20 protein-coding genes are annotated in these 17,142 nt (G+C 52.0%); all 20 read left to right on the top strand.

All coding sequences use genetic code 11. The features are described from left to right. Positions 1–33: 33 nt before the first annotated feature. The 20 genes from hutH to BOC67_RS08955 all read left to right on the top strand — a co-directional run bounded on the left by hutH (position 34) and on the right by BOC67_RS08955 (position 17,141). Positions 34–1,569, top strand: a complete 1,536-nt coding sequence (gene hutH / locus BOC67_RS09050) for a histidine ammonia-lyase (protein ID WP_291909630.1) — start codon at positions 34–36, stop codon at positions 1,567–1,569. Positions 1,570–1,588: 19 nt separating this feature from the next. Continuing rightward, positions 1,589–2,317, top strand: a complete 729-nt coding sequence (gene fabG / locus BOC67_RS09045; RefSeq protein ID WP_291909627.1) for a 3-oxoacyl-ACP reductase FabG — start codon at positions 1,589–1,591, stop codon at positions 2,315–2,317. Between the two features lie 33 nt (positions 2,318–2,350). Beyond that, entirely contained in the window at positions 2,351–3,574 is a 1,224-nt protein-coding gene (locus tag BOC67_RS09040; protein WP_291909624.1) for a beta-ketoacyl synthase, read from the top strand. Positions 3,575–3,758: 184 nt separating this feature from the next. Beyond that, positions 3,759–4,016 carry a phosphopantetheine-binding protein gene (locus BOC67_RS09035; protein ID WP_291909621.1) on the top strand — a complete coding sequence of 86 codons (258 nt, stop codon included), beginning with the start codon at positions 3,759–3,761 and terminating at the stop codon, positions 4,014–4,016. Continuing rightward, complete coding sequence (locus tag BOC67_RS09030) at positions 4,016–4,888, top strand: lipid A biosynthesis acyltransferase (RefSeq protein ID WP_291909619.1); 873 nt, start codon at positions 4,016–4,018, stop codon at positions 4,886–4,888. The genes BOC67_RS09035 and BOC67_RS09030 overlap by 1 nt, the downstream gene beginning before the upstream one ends. Positions 4,889–5,038: 150 nt before the next feature. Beyond that, positions 5,039–5,458 carry a 3-hydroxyacyl-ACP dehydratase gene (locus BOC67_RS09025; RefSeq protein WP_291909617.1) on the top strand — a complete coding sequence of 140 codons (420 nt, stop codon included), beginning with the start codon at positions 5,039–5,041 and terminating at the stop codon, positions 5,456–5,458. Between the two features lie 16 nt (positions 5,459–5,474). Beyond that, the gene (locus BOC67_RS09020) at positions 5,475–6,233 is read left to right on the top strand and encodes a hypothetical protein (RefSeq protein ID WP_291909614.1); all 759 of its coding nucleotides are present in this window, start codon (positions 5,475–5,477) and stop codon (positions 6,231–6,233) included. 2 nt (positions 6,234–6,235) lie between these two features. Continuing rightward, positions 6,236–6,655: a thioesterase family protein gene (locus tag BOC67_RS09015; RefSeq protein ID WP_291909612.1), complete on the top strand. Its 420-nt coding sequence runs from the start codon at positions 6,236–6,238 to the stop codon at positions 6,653–6,655. Between the two features lie 9 nt (positions 6,656–6,664). After that, a complete protein-coding gene (locus BOC67_RS09010) occupies positions 6,665–7,816 on the top strand; it encodes a beta-ketoacyl synthase N-terminal-like domain-containing protein (RefSeq protein ID WP_291909609.1) in 1,152 nt (383 codons plus the stop codon). 50 nt (positions 7,817–7,866) lie between these two features. After that, a complete protein-coding gene (locus tag BOC67_RS09005) occupies positions 7,867–8,928 on the top strand; it encodes a cyclopropane-fatty-acyl-phospholipid synthase family protein (protein ID WP_367115550.1) in 1,062 nt (353 codons plus the stop codon). A gap of 60 nt (positions 8,929–8,988) precedes the next feature. Beyond that, entirely contained in the window at positions 8,989–10,236 is a 1,248-nt protein-coding gene (locus BOC67_RS09000; RefSeq protein WP_291909605.1) for an NAD(P)/FAD-dependent oxidoreductase, read from the top strand. 1 nt (position 10,237) lies between these two features. Further along, positions 10,238–10,849, top strand: coding sequence for a hypothetical protein (locus tag BOC67_RS08995; protein ID WP_291909603.1), 612 nt, complete (start codon positions 10,238–10,240; stop codon positions 10,847–10,849). A gap of 114 nt (positions 10,850–10,963) precedes the next feature. Continuing rightward, positions 10,964–11,287: a phosphopantetheine-binding protein gene (locus BOC67_RS08990; protein ID WP_291909975.1), complete on the top strand. Its 324-nt coding sequence runs from the start codon at positions 10,964–10,966 to the stop codon at positions 11,285–11,287. Next, on the top strand, positions 11,284–12,477 hold the full coding sequence (locus BOC67_RS08985) for a beta-ketoacyl-[acyl-carrier-protein] synthase family protein (protein WP_291909601.1): 1,194 nt from the start codon (positions 11,284–11,286) through the stop codon (positions 12,475–12,477). The genes BOC67_RS08990 and BOC67_RS08985 overlap by 4 nt, the downstream gene beginning before the upstream one ends. Before the next feature lie 6 nt (positions 12,478–12,483). Next, positions 12,484–13,548: a beta-ketoacyl synthase N-terminal-like domain-containing protein gene (locus tag BOC67_RS08980; protein ID WP_291909599.1), complete on the top strand. Its 1,065-nt coding sequence runs from the start codon at positions 12,484–12,486 to the stop codon at positions 13,546–13,548. Then, complete coding sequence (locus BOC67_RS08975) at positions 13,542–14,321, top strand: polysaccharide deacetylase family protein (RefSeq protein WP_291909597.1); 780 nt, start codon at positions 13,542–13,544, stop codon at positions 14,319–14,321. Before BOC67_RS08980 ends, BOC67_RS08975 begins: the two co-directional genes overlap by 7 nt. After that, the gene (locus BOC67_RS08970; RefSeq protein ID WP_291909595.1) at positions 14,314–14,946 is read left to right on the top strand and encodes an outer membrane lipoprotein carrier protein LolA; all 633 of its coding nucleotides are present in this window, start codon (positions 14,314–14,316) and stop codon (positions 14,944–14,946) included. The genes BOC67_RS08975 and BOC67_RS08970 overlap by 8 nt, the downstream gene beginning before the upstream one ends. Continuing rightward, a complete protein-coding gene (locus tag BOC67_RS08965; RefSeq protein WP_291909593.1) occupies positions 14,924–15,550 on the top strand; it encodes a hypothetical protein in 627 nt (208 codons plus the stop codon). The genes BOC67_RS08970 and BOC67_RS08965 overlap by 23 nt, the downstream gene beginning before the upstream one ends. A 6-nt stretch (positions 15,551–15,556) precedes the next feature. Beyond that, a complete protein-coding gene (locus BOC67_RS08960) occupies positions 15,557–15,916 on the top strand; it encodes a 3-hydroxyacyl-ACP dehydratase (protein WP_291909591.1) in 360 nt (119 codons plus the stop codon). A gap of 4 nt (positions 15,917–15,920) precedes the next feature. Then, positions 15,921–17,141, top strand: a complete 1,221-nt coding sequence (locus tag BOC67_RS08955) for a DUF2062 domain-containing protein (protein WP_291909588.1) — start codon at positions 15,921–15,923, stop codon at positions 17,139–17,141. Position 17,142: the final 1 nt, after the last annotated feature.

The following is a 17,142-nucleotide window of genomic DNA, read 5'->3' as shown; positions in this document are numbered from 1 at the left end:
TACATAAACAATAAATTTAATTTAATAGTAACCATGGTTGCAATAGGAAGTAAGGTGCTGTCCCTGGAAGAAGCGTACAGGGTTCTTTACAACGGTGAAGAGCTGGTATTGGAAGCAGCGGCTTTACAACAGGTGGAAGCCAGTTTTGAGTTTCTGAAGAAGTTTTCCGCGAAAAAACTGATCTATGGTATCAACACCGGCTTCGGGCCGATGGCGCAGTACCGTATCAGCGATGAAGATACCTTCCAGCTGCAATACAACCTGATCCGCAGCCACAGCTCCGGCTCCGGCAAACTGTTATCCCCGGTACACACGAAAGGGCTGATGATCGCCCGCCTCAGCAGCTTTATGCAGGCGCATTCCGGCGTTCACCCTGAAGTGGTACACCTGCTGAAAGACCTGATCAATAAAAACGTATATCCGTGTGTGTTTGAGCATGGCGGCGTGGGCGCCAGCGGCGACCTCGTGCAGCTCGCTCACCTTGCGCTGGTGTTGATTGGCGAAGGAGAGGTTTTTTATGAGGAGAAGATCCAGCCCACCGCGGAAGTATTTGCCCGTCTGGGCCTTAAGCCTATCGGCATCCATGTGCGGGAGGGATTAGCGATCATAAATGGTACATCCGCCATGACAGGCGTGGGTTTAGTGAATCTGATAGAGGCCAGGCGCCTCCTGGCCTGGTCTGTCACCATCTCGGCTATGATCAATGAAATCGTGGAAGCCTTTGATGATCATTTGTCGGCAGAACTCAATGCGGTTAAAAAGCATGAAGGCCAGAACAAGGTAGCCGCCATCATGCGGGAAATCCTCGTGGGCAGCAAAATGGTGCGCCACCGTCCGGATCACCTCTATAAAGAACTGGAAGAAGAAATTTTCAAAGATAAAGTACAGGAATACTATTCCCTCCGCTGCGTACCGCAGATCCTGGGCCCTGTGTTCGATACCCTGAAACAGGCCGAGCAACTGGTGGTGCAGGAGCTGAACTCCGTGAGCGACAACCCGGTGGTGGATCATCATAAGGAAAACGTATTCCATGGCGGTAACTTCCATGGCGACTATGTTTCCCTGGAAATGGATAAAATCAAGATCGCCATCACCAAGCTGTCTATGCTCTCCGAGCGCCAGCTGAACTACCTCATGAACGAAAAGCTGAACCACAAGTTCCCGCCGTTCATGAACCTGGGCAAACTGGGCTTCAACTTCGGAATGCAGGGCGTTCAATTCACCGCTACTTCCACTGTGGCGGAAAACCAGACGCTTTCCTTCCCGATGTATGTACACAGCATTCCCAACAACAATGACAACCAGGATATTGTAAGCATGGGCTGCAATGCCGCGCTGATGGCCGGCAGGGTGATTGGGAATACCTTCGAGGTACTGGCCATCCAGGTGATGACCATGCTGCAGGCGGTAGATTACCTCGGCTGCCAGGACAGGCTCGCCGCGTTTTCACACAAAATTTACGAAGAGGTGAGAGCGATTTTCCCTAAATTTATTGAGGACAGTCCTAAATACAAGGACCTGCAGAAGATCAGGGAGTACCTGATGGCAAACCAGCCGGTACAGTTGTAACAGCAAAAAAATTCAAGCAATGAAATGTGCGCTTATCACCGGCGGCTCAAGAGGCATAGGACGGGCAGTATGTATTAAAATGGCGGAACAGGGCTACCATGTTCTGATCAACTATAAAGGCAATGAGGCAGCGGCCCTCGAAACACTGGAAGCGGTAAAGGCAGCCGGCAGCACCGGCGAACTGCTGCAGTTCAACGTGGGCAGCGCCGAAGAAGTAAGCCAGGTGCTGGGCGCCTGGATCGAAGGACACAAAGATGATCCTATTGAAGTACTGGTGAATAATGCCGGCGTGCGGGAAGACGGGCTGATGTTCATGATGAGCGAAGCGCAATGGAATAACGTACTCAATATCAGCCTGAATGGTTTTTATCATGTCACCAAACAGGTACTCAGCGGCATGCTGATGAAACGCTACGGCCGCATCATCAACATGGTGTCCTTATCCGGCATTAAAGGGCTGGCCGGGCAAACCAACTATTCCGCCGCCAAGGCAGGCGTGATCGGCGCTACCAAAGCGCTGGCGCAGGAAATCGCCAAACGCGGCGTTACCGTAAACGCAGTGGCCCCGGGTTTTATCAAAACCGACATGACGGCAGAACTGAATGAAAAGGAACTTGCCGCACAAGTACCGATGAACCGCTTCGGTACCGCGGAAGAAGTAGCTGAAGCCGTGGCATTTTTTGCCTCCAAAGGCGCAGGGTACATCACCGGTGAAGTGCTGAGCATCAACGGTGGACTATATACCTGATAATAATCCAACTAATAGTTAACCGCTCCTATTATGAACAGAGTTGTGATCACAGGATTGGGAATCTACTCCTGCATAGGTAAAAACCTGGAGGAGGTGCGAGATTCATTATATAAGGGCAAATCCGGCATTGTACTGGACCCCGAAAGGAAAGCATTCGGATACCGCTCCGGCCTCACCGGCAAGCTCGAACGTCCTGAGCTGAAAGGCTTACTGGACAGGCGCGCCCGCCTCATGATGCCCGAACAGGCCGAATTCGCATTTATGGCCACCAGGGAAGCCCTGGCCATGGCTAAAATGGACCCCGATTACATCGAAAAAACTCCCGTAGGTATCCTCTACGGCAACGATAGTTGTGCAAAACCAACCGTAGAAGCCAACGATATCATGCGGGAAAAGAAAGATACCATGCTGGTGGGCTCCGGTTCTGTATTTCAGACCATGAACTCCACCGTAAACATGAACCTGGCCACCATCTTCAAACTGAAGGGGGTCAACTTCACGGTGAGCGCGGCTTGCGCCAGCGGCTCCCATGCTATCGGCCTCGGCTATATGTTTATTAAAAACGGCATGCAGGATGCAGTGATCTGCGGAGGCGCCCAGGAAGTGAATATTTACGCCATGGGTAACTTCGACGCGATCGCGGCATTCTCCACCCGCGAGCATGACCCTGAACGGGCCTCCCGCCCGTTTGACCGCGACAGGGACGGGCTCGTGCCCAGCGGCGGCGCAGCCACGGTGATCCTGGAAAGTTTGGAGTCCGCACAAAAAAGAGGCGCTACCATCCTTGGCGAAGTGCTGGGATACGGCTTCTCCTCCAACGGCGCGCATATCTCCAATCCTACCGTGGACGGGCCGGTGCGCAGCCTGCAGATTGCCCTCAGCGATGCGGGGCTCCTGGCAAAGGACATCGAATATATTAACGCCCACGCTACTTCCACGCCGGCAGGCGATGCCAGCGAGGCGAAAGCGATCTACGAGGTGTTTGGCGGCAATGTACCGGTGAGCTCCACAAAATCCATGACCGGCCACGAATGCTGGATGGCCGGCGCCAGCGAAATCGTTTATTCCATGCTGATGCAGCAAAACGGGTTTATCGCCCCAAATATCAACCTCGAAAACCCGGACGACGATGCCGCCAGGCTGAATATAATTAGTAATACAATTAATAAAAATTTTAATATATTTTTGTCTAACTCTTTCGGATTCGGAGGCACCAACTCCTCCCTGATCGTAAGAGCGTGGGATGGGAAGTAGAATAGTTGCCATTTTAGAGTGTACGCTGTTGCCTTACATCTGTGAGTTATAAACTCATATATTCCCTGGTGTGTGTAACTCCCAATATATTCTTAACTTTGGCGCTCGGACTAATTTGAAGATTTTACAGGCTTGGTTGGTAACCGTAACATTTTTTCATCAACCTATATCTGTTATACGTTATATGGAACTTAAAGAAGTAATAACTGTCACAAACAAATTTCTGGTAGAGGAGTTTGAAGCTAACCTCGAGGACATCACGCCGGAAGCTAATCTCAAAGCTACGCTGGACTTGGATAGTCTGGACTATATCGACATGGTGGTAGTAATTGAAGACAACTTCGGTTTTAAAGTGAAACCTGAAGATTTTCAGAACATTGTCACCTTCCAGGATTTCTATAATTACGTAACTGCTCGTATTCAGCAAAAAGAACTCGTATAATGCCGTCCTGGCAGGGAAAGTCGAAAGGAAATAAGCTGGGTTACAGTATCTTTATTGCCATACTACGCTATGGTGGTGTGTATCCTGCTTATTTCCTGTTAAGGTTTGTAGCCGCGTATTATTTTTTGTTCTCCTGGAGTTCTTCCAGACCTATTTACCATTATTTTCATACCAAAGCGGGTTTCGGCAGGTTTAAATCGTTGATCAACCTGTACAGGAATTACTATGTCTTTGGGCAGACCATCATCGATAAGGTGGTGGTGATGGCTGATATGGCCAATAAATTCACGTTCGATTTCGATGGGGAGCAGCACCTGCGCGATATTGTCAGCGGCGGCAAAGGCGGCATCCTGCTCAGCGCCCACCTGGGCAACTGGGAAGTGGCCGGCCACCTCTTCAAACGCCTGCAGGCACGCATCAACATCGTGATGTTCGACGGTGAACATGAAAGAATCAAAGAATACCTCTCCTCCGTGACGGGTGGGCGTAATGTGAATATCATTGTCCTGAAGGACGACCTGTCCCACATCTATGCCATCAACGACGCACTGAGCAACCAGGAGCTGGTATGCATGCACGCAGATCGCTTTCTGCCCGGCAATAAGACCATGACGGCGGAACTCCTGGGTTCCCCGGCGCAGTTTCCCCTGGGGCCATTCCTGCTGGCATCCACGTTCAGGGTGCCCGTTTCAGCGGTTTTCGCGTTTAAGGAATCGGCTACGCACTATCACTTTTATGCCACCGAACCGCGGATTTACAGTGGCCGCAGGCAGCAGGAGCAGGCTTTAAAGGATTTTGTAGGAGAGATGGAAGAGAAGATCCGGAAGTATCCTACCCAATGGTTTAACTACTACGATTTCTGGGAGGAATAAGTAAAATGGCCGCCTGAAGAACCGGTGTCATAACAACTATCCGTAATATCTACCGGTTTCCCGGTAGAAATAAATTCCGGGATTATACTGTTAATAAATTCATATAATTCTATTTACTTCGTATTTCTTTTTTTACAATAAATTGTGAAGATGTTTATTCATACAGACGATATTACTGCATATATACCGCAACGCGCGCCCATCGTGATGATCAGTGGCATACTGGAAGTGGAAGGGCCGCTTACCCGCACCGCGCTGGACATTGCCGCGGATAATATTTTCGTGGAGGAAGGCTACTTCACAGCCCCCGGCCTCATGGAAAACATGGCGCAGACGGCCGCCGCAAGGATCGGCTACATCTCCCGCCAGCAAAACGTGCCGGTGCCGCTGGGATTTATCGGCGCCGTGAAAGATTTTGAAATTTTTGAATCACCGCCCGCCGGAGCCACCATTGAAACTACTGCCGTTATTGGCGCTGAAGTGTTTAACGCCACAATGGTAAACGCCAAAGTAGTGTATCAAGATAAGGTGATGGCACAGTGTGAACTTAAAATATTCATCAACCCCTAAAAAAAACTTAAGCATCATGAGAACCAGTGCATTCATTCTGGTAGCAGCCTTTATGCTGGGTACTGTATTTACTGCAAAAGCGCAAAAACTGAAAAACTTCCTGGACAATAAGGATTCCTCCTTTACCTGGCTGGGTATAGATTTTACGCAGGCGCGCCTGATCGGGGATGCAGGGGCTAAGCCAATCGATTTTGTGGACAGCCACTTTGCAGGCATCAACCAGGTGGTTGTAAACGAACCTAAAAAGTACGATGTGCCAGGCAATTTCCGGCACGAAAACGTCACCTACGACATCAGCCTGGTGAACAAACGTAACTCCGCCATCAATCCCGACAACTTTAAATCAGACAACAGCGCTGACCTGCACCGCCTCACCGAAGACGATGTGGCCAAACTGGTAAAAGGTTTCGACTTCGGCGGTAAAAAAGGCATCGGCGCCCTGCTCGTCATGGACGGCATGAGCAAAACCGATAAAAAAGCATCTGCCTTTGTTACCCTCGTGGATATGGGCAGCCGCCGCGTACTGATGGCCGAAAGGATAGAAGGAAAAACCGGCATGGCTTTCGGTAACCGTAACTACTGGGCGCTGCCGGTCAAGTACATCCTCGATAATTTTCACGACGATTACAATAAGCTGAGAGAGAAATATGCCAACGCCACCGACCCGGTAGAACCAGCACCGGCTCCTGCGCCAGCGCCTGCGCCGGCATCCAAAAAATCAGGCAAAACCGGCGTGGCCAACACAAAAGCTCAGCCAGCAAAAAAGAAAAGCTAAGCATGCAATTAACCGAAAGCACTACCATAAAGATTAGATTCAATGATTGTGATCCCCTGGGGATCGTATGGCATGGGAATTATGTGCAGTATTTTGAGGACGGAAGAGAAGCTTTCGGTGAAAAATACGGATTGCGCTACCTGGATATTGCCGCGGAAGGTTACACCGTGCCGCTGGTCAATATCCAGTGCGATTATAAGCGCCCGTTGCGCTATGGGGACCAGGTAGTGGTGCAAACCACCTACGTGGACGACCTGGCCGCGAAACTCAGATTTGAATACGTACTTACACACGCAGTTACCGGGGAAGTAGTGGCAAAAGGATCCTCCGTGCAGGTCTTCCTGGACAAGGAATCCTCCCTGCTGCAACTTACCCTGCCGCCGTTTTTCAGCAAATGGAAACAGGCGCACGGACTGCTTTAAAAGGGTAATATGCAAAAGGTATTTGTTGCAGCTGATAACATCGTGAGCCCCCTGGGCAATACTACCCTTCAGAATTATGAACAGGTACTGCTGGGCAATTCAGGAATCAGCCTGCATGACAACGCAGCCTATGCCGCTGCTCCGTTTTATGCCGCCATGCTGGCCCCCGGTCAGCTGGCATCCTATACCGGCAGTAATAACTTAAACGACTATACGAAATTTGAACGGCTGTTAATCGCTTCCGTATCAGCAGCTTTACCGCAAACGGACATCCCGCTGCAAAGCAACCGTACCGGCCTGATAGTTTCCACCACCAAAGGAAATATCGAACTGCTGGAACAGGGCGAAGCCGCCGGCAGTGCCGCCCCGGTAGCGCACATGCAGCTCGGCTATTCCGCCCGCAGGGTGGCCGCATTTTTTGGCATTACCAACGAGCCGGTAGTGGTGAGCAGCGCCTGCATCTCCGGGCTGGTAGCCATCCTCACGGCAAAGCGGCTGATCAGCGCCGGCGTGTACGACCACGTCATCGTTACCGGCGCGGATGTACTCACCCGCTTCGTATTGTCAGGCTTCCAGTCGTTCCAGGCAGTAAGCGCCGCGCCCTGCCGCCCTTTTGACGCCGCCCGCAACGGCGTTACCCTGGGAGAAGGCGCCGCCACGGTGATACTGACCACCAGCGAGGCGCTCTCGAAAGACTTTGTGTTGGGTACAGGAGCGGTCAGCAATGACGCTAACCATATTTCCGGGCCCTCCCGCACCGGGGAAGAGCTGGCCGCGGCCATGAAACTGGCCCTCGAAGGCTCCGGCATCTCCCCTGAAAAATTAGGATTTGTATCCGCGCACGGTACCGCCACCCTGTACAACGACGAAATGGAAGCCAAAGCCCTGCACCATGCCGGGCTGGCCAACATCCCGGTGAACAGCCTGAAAGGCTACTACGGCCATACCCTCGGCGCAGCGGGGCTGATAGAAGCCATCGTTAGTATGAAAGCGCTGAAGGAAGGCGTGATACTGCCAACAAAAAATTATGAAACTTCCGGCGTAAGCATGCCGGTAAAAATAAGTAACGCCATCGCATCTACGCAGGCGCGCCACTTCCTGAAAACCGTTTCAGGATTCGGCGGCTGCAACGCTGCTATGGTTTTTAGTTTAATCAGCTGATTGCTGCCGCCTGATTTATCCCGGACTTCAGCTACATATTTATCATTGTCGTGTTTAATAAAGAAACAAAAACAGCATTACAGGCTAAAGAAGCCGCTTTATGGCTCGCATTTGCTCCAATTGCATTCCAGGCTACACGGGCACTGCGTGATATGGGCATTTTAACAGCAGTAAGCAAGAGCGGTTCCAAAGGTATCACCATCGAGGAGATCATGGAACAAACCAATATGAACCGCTATGCCGTAAGAGTATTGCTGGAAGCAGGTTTGGGTATGGAGCTCGTCATCGTAAATGACAAGAAGTACACCCTCACCAAAACCGGTTATTTCATTTTGCACGACGAACTTACCCGCATCAATATGGACTTTACCCAGGATATCTGCTACAAGGGCATGTATCACCTGCAGGAAAGTCTGAAAGAAGGTAAACCCGCCGGCCTTAAGGAACTGGGCCCGTGGGATACCATATACCCCGGCCTTTCCCTGCTGCCGCCAAGCGTAGGTAAAAGCTGGTTCGACTTCGATCACTACTATTCCGACCTGGCCACGCCGGCCGCGCTGGACATCGTGTTCGAAAACAAACCTAAAAAGCTGCTGGACATCGGCGGCAACACCGGTAAATGGGCGCTGGCCTGCACCGCTAAGGACCCGGATGTGGAAGTAACCATCTTCGACCTGCCGGGACAAGCCGGCCTGGCGCAGAAGACCATGAAGGAAGCCGGTGTGGAAAACCGCGTGCATTTTCATATCGCCAACATCCTGGATGAAAGCATTCCTTTCCCGAAAGGTTTTGACGCCATCTGGATGAGCCAGTTCCTGGATTGCTTCTCCGAAGCGGAGATCGAATCCATCCTCTCCCGCTGCCGCGAAGCCCTCAACGACGACGGTACCGTTTATATCCTGGAACCGTTCTGGAACCGCCAGCAGTTTAAGTCTGCCGCCTTCTGCCTGCAGCAGACCTCCCTCTACTTCACCGCGATGGCAAACGGTAACAGCCAGATGTACCATACGGACGACTTCTTCCAGTGCATCGAAAACGCCGGGTTGAAGATCACCGAGGAGAACAACCAGATGGGATTGAACTACACGCTGCTGAAGTGTAAGAAAGCATAATTACGATACATAGTGCCTTGCAATTAATATACAAATCTTATATCCCAAATTTTGCATCGTATGAAAACTGAAAAAGTCGATGTACTGGTTATAGGCGCTGGTCCTGCGGGATCGGTGGCCGCCTCCATCATTCACCAGGCTGGCTACTCGGTGAAGGTGGTGGAAAAATTGAAGTTCCCCCGTTTCGTCATCGGGGAAAGCCTGCTGCCGCGCTGTATGGATGCCCTGCAGGAAGCTAAATTCATTGACGCCATTGCAGCAAAAGGGTTCCAGCAGAAGTCGGGCGCTAAGTTCGTAAAAGGCGACCTCGTATGCGACTTCCAGTTTAAGGACCAGTACACACCGGGCTGGCAGTACACCTGGCAGGTAACCCGGGCCGACTTTGACAAAACCCTGGCCGATACGGTGGAAGAGATGGGCGTGCCGGTAGCATACGAAACTACGGTGACGGATATCCGCTTCAACGGATCGGATTCTGTGACCACCGTGGAAGATGCCAACGGCGGGAAATATGAGATCGAAGCCCGCTTTATAGTGGATGGCAGCGGCTATGGCCGTGTTATCCCCAGGCTCTTCAACCTGGAAAAAAACTCCAACCTGCAGCCCCGTAAGGCGCTGTTTGCACATACCAAAGACGTTCGCCGCTCCATGGCCGATGAACCTAACCGTATTACGGCTGTGGTGCATAAAAAAGGCACCTGGATCTGGATTATCCCTTTCTCTACCGGCGTTACCAGCGTGGGTTTTGTGAGCGATCCGGAATTCTTTGACGGTTTCCCCGGTACGGACGAAGAGAAATACCGCGCCATGCTGGAAGCGGAACCCTATACCAGGGAGCGTTTCCGGGATGTGGAGCTGGTATTTGAACCGCGGGTACTGCAGTCCTGGTCCGCCACTACGGATAAATTCTACGGTGAGGGCTATGTGCTTACCGGCAACGTGACAGAATTTTTGGACCCGATTTTCTCATCTGGCGTAACTTTGGCCTGCGTATCCAGCCAAACGGCTGCCAAACTCGTGATCCGCAAGCTGAAAGGGGAAGCGGTAGACTGGGAAAAAGAGTACATGGAACCTACCATGCAGGGCGTAAATACCTTCCGTTCGTATGTAATGGCCTGGTATGAAGGAACTTTGGATAAAATATTCTTCTCCAAAAATCCGGACCCTGTTATCAAAGGGCAGATTTGTTCCGTACTGGCGGGTTATGTATGGGATATGTCCAATCCGTTCGTTACCAATCACGATACGGCGCTGAAGCGACTGGCACGCACCATTGAATTAACGGAGATAATAAAAAGCGAATCATAGTTTGAGTAATAGTGCATATATAACGGGTACCTGTATTATCCGGGAGAACAAAATTTTTCTCAATGATAAGCTGGTATGGGAGGGCGAAGGGCCCGGTTTGCAGGAGCTGTTGAGAGCAGCCTACGACCACTTCTCGGGGCAATATCCGAAGTTCCATAAAATGGACCCGCTGAGCAAGCTCGGCTGGCTCGCCGCCGAAGTGCTGCTGAAAGACAGCCCCGTGCTGCAGCTGCCGAAAGAAGCCGTAGGCATGGTGCTTTCCAACCGGAGCGCCAGCCTGGATACGGACTTCCGTTATTATGCCACTGTGAAAGACATTGCCAGCCCGGCCCTGTTCGTGTACACGCTCCCCAATATCGTTATGGGTGAAATCTGTATCCGGCATGGGTTTAAGGGGGAGAATACCTTCTTCGTGTCGGAACAGTTTGATGCCGCCTTGCTGACAACGTACGCTGCCCAACTCCTGGCGGAGACGCCGTTACAGGCATGTCTGGTGGCATGGGTTGAAGTATTGGAACACCGTTACGAAGTGGCGATGGCGCTGGTAGAACGTTCGGGGACGCAGCCCCTGACCGCAGCGGCACTAAATTTTCTCTATAATAAAAAAATATAACAGGCGCCAAAGGCGCCAAAAGCCGGCGCTAAAAAAGGCCCCGGCAATAAAGGGCAGGCCCCCGAAAGGCAAGCCTTAAAAAACAACACATAATCCTTTGCTGCTTTGCACCGGATGCTGCTTTGCGGGAAAAAACCGCACACCAGCCAGCAAAGCAGGTCAAACAAAACAAACATGGAAAAGTTGATGGAGGATCTGAAATCGCAGATCATTGAACAATTGAATTTGCAGGAAGTAAAACCGGAGGATATCGGCAACGATGAGCCTTTATTCAAAACCGGGCTGGGCCTCGATTCCATCGATGCATTGGAACTGATCGTTCTGCTGCAGCAGCACTATAACATCCGCATTGCCAACCCTGAACAGGGTCCTGAAATATTCCACTCCATCCGTACGATGGCAGCATTTATTACCGCTCAACAAAAGCAGCAGGCATGAGTGTAAAGGTCTGGATAGCAGGCGGCGGCGTCATCAGCGGCATAGGCATGAACCTGGAGGAAAACCTGCAGGCGTTTAAAGACATGCGTACCGGTATGACTAAAATGCAATACCTGCAATCTGTCCACCAGGATGCCTTCCCCGTTGCGGAAGTAAAAGCGGACAACGATACGCTGGCCGATATGGCGCGCATGCCTGAAACCACCAGCCGCACCGCGCTGCTCAGCCTCATCGCGGCGAGGGAAGCCTGGAAATCCACCGGCCTGGGGGACATCTCCCGTTACCGCGTCGGATTCGTTTCCGCCAACACCGTAGGCGGGATGGATAAGACGGAAGATTTTTTTAAGGCCTTCCTTCCCAACCCCGGTGGCGGCCGTTTGCAACAGGTGGTTCACCACGAATGCGGCGCCGTTACCGAACTGGTGGCCGATGCCCTGGGCGTCCGGCATCATATTTCTACCATCAGCACGGCCTGTTCCTCCGGCGCCAATGCGCTGATGTACGGGGCGCGGCTCATCCGCAACAACATCGTGGATATCGTGATCGCCGGCGGTACCGATTCCCTGACGCGCTTTACCCTCAACGGTTTCAACACGCTGATGATCCTGGATCAGCAGCCCTGCCGGCCGTTTGATGAAACCCGCACCGGGCTGAACCTCGGCGAAGGCGCGGGTTATGTGGTGCTGGTATCCGATAACCTGCTGGCGCACATCCAGCCATGGGCAAGGCTCAGCGGCTTTGCCAATGCAAACGATGCTTATCACCAAACCGCTTCCTCTCCGGATGGCACGGGTAACTACCTGGCCATGAAAGGGGCGCTGGATATGGCGGGGCTCACCCCGGAAGACATTGGGTACATCAACCTGCATGGCACCGGCACGCAAAATAACGACGTATCCGAAGGCATTGCCATCAATCGCCTGTTTGCGCCGCACTTCCCGGCGATGAGCAGCACCAAATCCTTTACAGGCCACACGTTGGGCGCGAGCGGGGGAATTGAAGCGGTGTATGCGGCGCTGGCGCTGAAAGAAGGGATCATTTATCCCAACGCACGCTTCCGGCGCCAGATGAAGGAACTGCCTTTTGCGCCGGCCACGGCTTTCAGCACAGGGAATGATTTGAAACACGTAATGTCCAATTCATTTGGCTTTGGCGGCAACTGCTCCAGCCTGGTGTTTTCAAAAGAATAACGCAACATGAATATCTATATAAATGGCACGGGTTGTATCTCTCCGCAGGAAACTGCGCAGATAGGACCTTTGTTTTCCACCCTGAAGGAGTATGACCAGGTGCGGCTGCAAGCGGTAGATCCGGACTATAAACAATGGATAGACCTGAAGCAGATCCGCCGTATGAGTCGTGTAGTGAAAATGGGCGTGGGAGCTGCCAACCTCAGTATGGAAGAAGCAGGCATTAAAATGCCGGACGCCATCATCACCGGCACTGCCTACGGCTGCCTGGATGATACAGGCGTGTTCCTGAATAAAATGGTATCGCAGGAGGAGCAAATGCTCACCCCAACGGCTTTTATACAGTCCACCCACAACACCGTGGGCGGGCAGATAGCGCTGTTGCTGGGCTGCAATGCCTACAACAATACCTTCGTGCATCGCGGGTTTTCCTTTGAAAACTCCCTGCTGGACGCTACCATGATCCTCCGCGAAGGCGAAGCGAAAACTGTGCTGGCCGGCGGCCTGGACGAAATTACCCATTACAGCTACCAGGTGTTATCCCGCTTTGGCTTGTATAAAAAAGCGCCGGTAAAAACGATGGAGCTGCTGAAAAGTCCGGACCGTGGTACGATTGCCGGCGAAGGCGCGGCCTTTTTTGTGCTGAGCCCGGAAAAAGGGACGCATACCGTGGCGGAACTGGCGGGCGTATGCACCATCTATAAACCGCTGTGGGAAGGGGAAGTGATCGGTGAAATTGTGAAGTTCCTGGAAGCGCAGGACCTAACGCTGGAAGATATTGACCTGCTTGTAACCGGCAGGAACGGAGATATAGCACAGGATGAAATTTACGAGGAAGTAGCCGCCGCGCTGTTTCCCGACCATCCGGAGGCCTGTTTCAAACACCTCTGCGGGGAATATCCCACGGCGATGGCGTTTGGCGCATGGATGGCCAACCGCATCATTGCCGAGCAGGACGTGCCGGAGGCCGCGATGTTCTACGGGCAGGCGCCGGCAAGGATTAAGAATGTACTGATATATAATCACCATCAGGGTACCCACCACGCATTGATATTGCTGAAAGCATGCTAACGCACCGGTTCACATATATCATCCTCGGCATATTGCTGCTATGCTGGATCACGCTCCGCTTTGGCATGGAGGTGAACATCTCCGGCTGGTGGCTGCTGTTGCTGCCGTTGATATACCTGCCGCTGTGCGTATGGGGCGCTATTAAGATACAGGCCAACTACTTCATCCCGTCCGTATCACAGGCACGCACCAACGAAAAAGTGGTAGCGCTTACTTTCGATGACGGGCCGCTGCCGGAGTTCACGCCGCTGGTGCTCGACATCCTGAAGCAGGAGCAGGCGCCGGCCGCGTTTTTCTGCATCGGTAAAAATATCCCGGAGCACGACGAGTTACTGGAACGCATACACGCTGAAGGGCATGTAGTGGGCAACCATAGCTGGTGCCATGATTTCTGGTTTGACCTGTACAGCGCCAAACGCATGCAGCTGGACCTGGACCGCATGCAGGAGCAGGTGGAAAGTGTGCTGGGCCTTACGCCCCGGCTGTTCCGCCCACCGTACGGCGTTACCAATCCCAACCTGGCAACTGCCGTGGAAAAGGAAAGGCTGGTATCCGTGGGATGGAGCATCCGCTCCCTGGATACGGTAGCAAAGGACGAAGAGGCGCTGCTGCAAAAGATACTGGATGCCCTGCACCCCGGCGCAGTGATTTTACTGCATGATACTTGCAGGATCACCGCTGCCATACTGCCCAGGCTGATCAAAGGCATCCGCGAAAGGGGCTACCGCCTGGAAAGAATTGATAAACTTTTAAAAATACCCGCTTATGCGTAAATGGTTGCTGATAATGATTGGTGGATTGATAGGGCTGCAATCGCAGGCGCAGCAGGGCTTTAAAGCCGTGGCCGACCTGACGCCGCTGAAGCAGCAGTTTGCAAAAGCTGCCCAGGCTACACAAAGCATCCAATGTGATTTTGTGCAGGAAAAGAACCTGAGCATGCTTTCGGATAAGATTACCTCCAAAGGAAAATTCTGGTTTAAGAAAGATAATAAGGTAAGAATGGAATATACACAGCCTTCTTACTACCTGCTCGTCATCAACGGGAAGGATATAAAAATTAAGGATAGTCAGAAAGAAAATAAGGTTTCAGGGAAGTCCAACAAGTTATTTGAACAGATCAACAAAATAACGGTGGATTGTGTACGCGGGACTGTGTTGGACAATGCGGACTTTATCACCAGGGCATTTGAAAATCCGCAATACTATAAGCTGGAAATGACGCCGGCCAGCAAGGCGTTGAAGGAATACTTCAGCAAGATCACGCTGCTGGTAGATAAGGCGGACTACGGCGTGTCCAAAATCACCATGGCGGAGCAATCCGGCGATGATACCACTATCAGCTTTTTACATAAACAACTGAATGCAAACATCCCGGATGCGTTATTTTCTGCTAAGTAGTATGCTGGCGGCCATGGTGGCAACAGGCTGCAGGTCCGTGTACAAAGGCCTGCAAACGGATGCTGCTGCGCAGCCGGAGTGCATCAGGCAGTTTGCCCCGCAATTTACCAATACGCTGTACAGCGCCCAGGTGGATGTGACCAAACATCACCTGAGCGGGCTGGTGTTGCTGAAGCTTATGCCGGACAGCGCTATACGGCTGGTGTTTGCCAATGAAATGGGGTTTAAGTTTTTTGATTTTGAGTATGATAAAGACGGGAATTTTACCAAGCACTTTATCATCCCGAAAATGGATAAAAAGCCCGTGGTAAAAACGCTGAGCCAGGATTTTGCGCTCGTGCTCCTGCACCCGGACCTCCGCAAGGCCCATGTAGCCCGGGAAAACGGGGAGCGGTTTGTGGTGGCGCCTACGGAAAAAGGGAACAACTACTATATAACTGATAGCGCCTGTACGGAGTTGCGCCGGATAGAAAAGTCCTCGCGCCGTAAGCCGGTCGTAAGGGTGGAGCTGCGGCATTATCAAAACGGGATACCGGATAGTATCCTGATCAAACATCTCAACTTTAAGTTCAACATCTCCCTGCAAAGGGTAGAAAAAAAATAAAAAACTATGTTAGCTGGTAACTTCTATACCATTACGGAACAAACACAGGAAGGCGGGCAGCTCAATGCCACCATTGCCCTGAATGCGGAGCATCCGGTTTTCGGCGGTCACTTTCCGGAGCAGCCGGTAGTGCCGGGCGTTTGCATGATGCAAACGATCACGGAGTTCGTACGCACAGTAGCCAATCGTAAGGTGATGCTGCAAAAGGCTAACCAGATGAAGTTCATGAACATGATCGACCCCCGCCAGACGCCGCTGGTGGATGTACAGGTGACCTGCAAGGAGGAAGATGCCGCCCTGAAGGTGACTGCAGTGCTGAAGCGGGAGGATAAGACTTTCATGAAGTTCCAGGGATTGTTTAAATAATTGCATGTCGCTTACACCTACACATAACGGGCAGTTCGAACAGCGCCGCGTAGCGGTGCTGATACCCACCTACAATAATGCCGGCACTTTGGGGGCAGTATTGCAGGACGTGCTTGCCTATACCCATCACGTAATAGTGGTAAACGACGGGGCTACGGACCATACGGCCGATATCCTGGCGGAGCATCCGCAGGTGCAGCTGGTTTCGTATAGCCCTAACCGTGGGAAGGGAATTGCCCTCCGCAGGGGCTTTGCCTATGCGAAGGAACAGGGATATGATTACGTCATCACGATGGATGCGGACGGGCAGCATTTTGCTTCGGACCTGCCGGTGATGCTGGATAAAATTGCGGAGGATCCGGATGCGCTGGTCATTGGCGCCCGCAACCTGCAACAGGAAAACATGCCGGGGAAAAATACATTCGCCAACAAGTTTTCCAATTTCTGGTTTTATGTGGAAACGGGCCTGAAAGGGCCGGACACGCAATCCGGCTACCGCTTGTATCCTCTTCATAAAATGGGCAACACCCGGTACTGGTGTACCAAGTATGAATTTGAAATTGAGGTGCTGGTGCGCAGCGCCTGGAAGGGGATAAAGATAGACTGGGCGCCTGTTAAAGTGTACTATCCTCCTGCTGAAGAGAGGATTTCTCATTTCAGGCCCTTTCGTGATTTCTCCCGCATCAGCGTGCTGAATACGGTACTGGTATTTATCACGCTCGTGTACATCAAACCGCGGGACCTCATCAGGTACCTGTCCAAGTGGGAAAACTGGAAGAAGTTGTGGCGGGAAGAAGTGCTGAACCCCGGGGAGAGTAACGCAAAAAAAGCGGCTGCCATCGGCTTCGGCGTATTCATGGGCATTGTGCCTATCTGGGGCTTTCAGCTGGTAACGGCCATCCTGCTCTCTATCCGCTTTAAATTGAATAAGGCGCTGGTAGTGCTGGCGGCGCATATCAGTACGCCGCCGCTGACGATCGGGGTGTTGTACGCCAGCTTCATTACCGGGAAAATATTCATGGGGCAATCCTCCCGGGACCTGCTGTTCCTCGGGCAAACCCTGGATGCCATACAGGCCACTATCAAGGCCAACTTCCTCCAATATGTGGTGGGGGCCGTCACGCTGGCCATAGGGGCCGGCCTTGCGGCAGGACTGGTCAGCTTCGCGCTGCTGTCCATCTTCCGGAGGAAAAAACAAAATTCTGCAGATTCAGTAACAATATAAA

The organism is Chitinophaga sp. CB10 (assembly GCA_001870995.2).
Taxonomy (GTDB): Bacteria; Bacteroidota; Bacteroidia; order Chitinophagales; family Chitinophagaceae; genus Chitinophaga.
The sequence above is the reverse complement of the archived record's forward strand: the minus strand, read 5'-3'. Positions and strand labels throughout refer to the sequence as shown.

Coding starts and splice junctions, on each gene's coding strand:
- hutH (WP_291909630.1), top strand. CDS start 34: ATGGTTGCAATAGGAAGTAAGGTGCTGTCCCTGGAAGAAGCGTACAGG.
- fabG (WP_291909627.1), top strand. CDS start 1,589: ATGAAATGTGCGCTTATCACCGGCGGCTCAAGAGGCATAGGACGGGCA.
- BOC67_RS09040 (WP_291909624.1), top strand. CDS start 2,351: ATGAACAGAGTTGTGATCACAGGATTGGGAATCTACTCCTGCATAGGT.
- BOC67_RS09035 (WP_291909621.1), top strand. CDS start 3,759: ATGGAACTTAAAGAAGTAATAACTGTCACAAACAAATTTCTGGTAGAG.
- BOC67_RS09030 (WP_291909619.1), top strand. CDS start 4,016: ATGCCGTCCTGGCAGGGAAAGTCGAAAGGAAATAAGCTGGGTTACAGT.
- BOC67_RS09025 (WP_291909617.1), top strand. CDS start 5,039: ATGTTTATTCATACAGACGATATTACTGCATATATACCGCAACGCGCG.
- BOC67_RS09020 (WP_291909614.1), top strand. CDS start 5,475: ATGAGAACCAGTGCATTCATTCTGGTAGCAGCCTTTATGCTGGGTACT.
- BOC67_RS09015 (WP_291909612.1), top strand. CDS start 6,236: ATGCAATTAACCGAAAGCACTACCATAAAGATTAGATTCAATGATTGT.
- BOC67_RS09010 (WP_291909609.1), top strand. CDS start 6,665: ATGCAAAAGGTATTTGTTGCAGCTGATAACATCGTGAGCCCCCTGGGC.
- BOC67_RS09000 (WP_291909605.1), top strand. CDS start 8,989: ATGAAAACTGAAAAAGTCGATGTACTGGTTATAGGCGCTGGTCCTGCG.
- BOC67_RS08990 (WP_291909975.1), top strand. CDS start 10,964: ATGCTGCTTTGCGGGAAAAAACCGCACACCAGCCAGCAAAGCAGGTCA.
- BOC67_RS08985 (WP_291909601.1), top strand. CDS start 11,284: ATGAGTGTAAAGGTCTGGATAGCAGGCGGCGGCGTCATCAGCGGCATA.
- BOC67_RS08980 (WP_291909599.1), top strand. CDS start 12,484: ATGAATATCTATATAAATGGCACGGGTTGTATCTCTCCGCAGGAAACT.
- BOC67_RS08975 (WP_291909597.1), top strand. CDS start 13,542: ATGCTAACGCACCGGTTCACATATATCATCCTCGGCATATTGCTGCTA.
- BOC67_RS08970 (WP_291909595.1), top strand. CDS start 14,314: ATGCGTAAATGGTTGCTGATAATGATTGGTGGATTGATAGGGCTGCAA.
- BOC67_RS08965 (WP_291909593.1), top strand. CDS start 14,924: ATGCGTTATTTTCTGCTAAGTAGTATGCTGGCGGCCATGGTGGCAACA.
- BOC67_RS08960 (WP_291909591.1), top strand. CDS start 15,557: ATGTTAGCTGGTAACTTCTATACCATTACGGAACAAACACAGGAAGGC.
- BOC67_RS08955 (WP_291909588.1), top strand. CDS start 15,921: ATGTCGCTTACACCTACACATAACGGGCAGTTCGAACAGCGCCGCGTA.